The organism is Armatimonas sp., assembly GCF_043760365.1.
Classification (GTDB): Bacteria; Armatimonadota; Armatimonadia; order Armatimonadales; family Armatimonadaceae; genus Armatimonas.
In genome coordinates this window covers 1-2,345 of the sequence record NZ_JAYUPA010000085.1, presented here as the reverse complement: position 1 = coordinate 2,345, position 2,345 = coordinate 1, and the positions used below count along the sequence as shown (strand labels likewise).

General features: G+C 59.3%; 2 protein-coding genes and 1 pseudogene. 1 reads left to right on the top strand and 2 read right to left on the bottom strand.

Annotation, left to right across the window (positions count from 1 at the left end; genetic code table 11):
* Together ACH2EH_RS02145 and ACH2EH_RS02140 are read right to left on the bottom strand one after the other, a co-directional pair.
* Positions 1-748: redoxin family protein (locus ACH2EH_RS02145; protein ID WP_395138423.1), on the bottom strand; the 748-nt coding region annotated here is incomplete at its 3' end.
* Between the two features lie 234 nt (positions 749-982).
* Positions 983-1,645 carry a DUF4082 domain-containing protein gene (locus ACH2EH_RS02140; RefSeq protein ID WP_395138421.1) on the bottom strand — a complete coding sequence of 221 codons (663 nt, stop codon included), beginning with the start codon at positions 1,643-1,645 and terminating at the stop codon, positions 983-985.
* A gap of 382 nt (positions 1,646-2,027) precedes the next feature.
* Between ACH2EH_RS02140 and ACH2EH_RS02135 the strand changes: the two are divergent.
* A pseudogene (locus ACH2EH_RS02135) lies at positions 2,028-2,345 on the top strand (hypothetical protein); the annotation flags it as partial.

The following is a 2,345-nucleotide window of genomic DNA, read 5'->3' as shown; positions in this document are numbered from 1 at the left end:
CCTCGACGGGCTTCCAGGGCGGCATGACACGCTTCTCGGAGACTTGGGCAATATTGGCAGCAAACGCCTTCGCGCTGGCGTAGCTATCGAGCTTCATCGGCCCGATCTCGCCGTCGCGGTGGCAGGAGACACAGTTGGCATTGAGAATCGGCGCGATGTGCTCGGCGTAGTTAGGGCCGGTCACACTCGCCGCTGCGAGCGGCTCGATGACGCAACCCACGGCCTCGGTCTTGGCCACCTTGATGGGCTTTCCGCCCAGTGCTGCCCCCAGTGCGTCGGAAAGCTCATGGTGCAGTGGCACAGTCGCGCGGGGTTTTGCCTGCCCCTGCCCATCATCGCTAATGCGCCCGTTGTAGAGCACCTTGCCACGGGTATCGAGCACAAAGGCGTGCGGCGTGACACTCGCGCCCAGCGCCGTCTTGAGCGCCTGGTCGCCGTCACAGACAATCAGGGCATCGCTGAGGCCGTATTTCTTTGCGTGCGCTCTCGCCTCTTTTTGATCCCCCGGATTGCTGTAAACCAGCACGAGCTGTCCGCCGTGCGCCTTGGCCGTCTTTGCCAGCGCGGCGAGCTCCGGCGCGTGGCGGTTGGCAATCGGGCACGCGACCCCGATAAAGACAACAGCGGTCGCCTTCTTGCCCCGATACGCCGCCAGCGGCGACGCTTGCTTTGCGGTGGTGGCCAGCACTGTGCCCCCGAGCAAGAGTGCCGACATCCCGAGCATCCCTACAAAATGGTTCCGTACCATAGTCACCAGCCTCCGTCTTAAAAGACAGTCCACATCGGAATTTGACTCCGATTTTCCAGATTGTACCATTCTTCACAAACGAAAACACCGCCGATGGGAACGGCGGTGCTGGAGAGCCTGCGGCTGCGAAGGGCCACCCAGAGGGTACCCGGCCCATACCGAATTTCGCATTTCCATGGCCGGAACGGCCTTCGTAGCTTTAGCTCTCCAGCCGCCCCGTTCTGATCGGCGCGATTACTTGCGACGGCGAGCCACAACCCCACCGACAATACCCAGCGCGAGCAAAGCCAATGTGCCAGGCTCGGGGGCAGAGGAGGCTGCACCAATCACAAAGCTACCACCCGAGAGCCCATTCACACCGAGATTGCCCGTAGGGAACGTCAGCGCATTGACCCCGTTGTTAATAAAGGCACCCTGTACATAGCTCACGCCGGGAGCATTCGTCAGACCAACCTGAGAGATAAACTGCTGATCTGGCGAACCTGCTACAAACACAGCTCCCACTCGATACGCAGTTGCAACAGGCAATGTCACAGACGAGCCCAGAGTGACGAAGCGAAACTTACCGCTACTATCCAAGGGAGCCGTCGTGCCACTGGGAACATTGACAGAGGCAAGCAGTGTCCCCGACGAGTCCCAGAGGCCGACATCGTGCGCCTGCGCAAGGCCATCAGAGCCAAGGTCAAAGAACGAAAGTCCTGTCACGGTAACAGACGACGTGATATTGAACTCATAGCCACGTGTGGAAGTCGTAGCGGCAGTATTGGAACCACTGCTTGTAAAATCAATCGCTGCTGTCTGTGCCTGTGCCATCTGGGGAAGCGTAGCCAGTCCAAGAAGCATGAGCGTGGCGAGGGTGCCGCGTGTCAGCGAGAAGCGAGAACGGTGTAAAACCATGAGTCTGTAACCTTTCGTAGATCGGGGGGAACAGGTGGGTTCCCAGAGACGAGACCGATGCCCACGAACCCGTGCCCGGTGACATTGCGGGCATTATACACAAAAACACGGTAACTCGCGCCTTTTTCATGAATCGCCCCACCGCTGATTGAAATCAGCGTCTAAGAGCCTCGTTCCTCGGCTGAGAAGTCGCTCCGCGACTGGGAACTCGCCAGTCACGAAGTGACTTTTTGGCCGAAGGCCCTCAGACGCCCACTTTCAATGGGCGGATAACGATTCAGGCTCCTCGCTAAGCTGTCACACACACCCTCGGGCTTTCGTCTTCTTCAACAAGGGGCGCTGTTAAAGCTCCCCACGCGGCGAGGAGAAGGAGTTTACGGAGATGAATACCAAACCAATTTTGCTGACGGGGCTGGCGCTAATCGGGCTGCTGGGAACAAGCTGGGCGCAGAGTGGCCGCCCACGCCAGGACGACAAGAACGCGATGCGTAACCTGGGCAGTGGCCTGGGAGCAGCGGCACTGAACTCCGCACGAAATGGGCGCATTGGCGATGCCATTGTTCTCGGAGCCGGTGCGGCTCTCGCGGGCAAGAAATACGAAGATGCTCGTAAGGCACAAAGCGACGAGAGCCGCTACGGTCGTGACGACCGCTCGGATCGCTACGGGCGCAATGACAGATACGATTCCAATGACAGATAC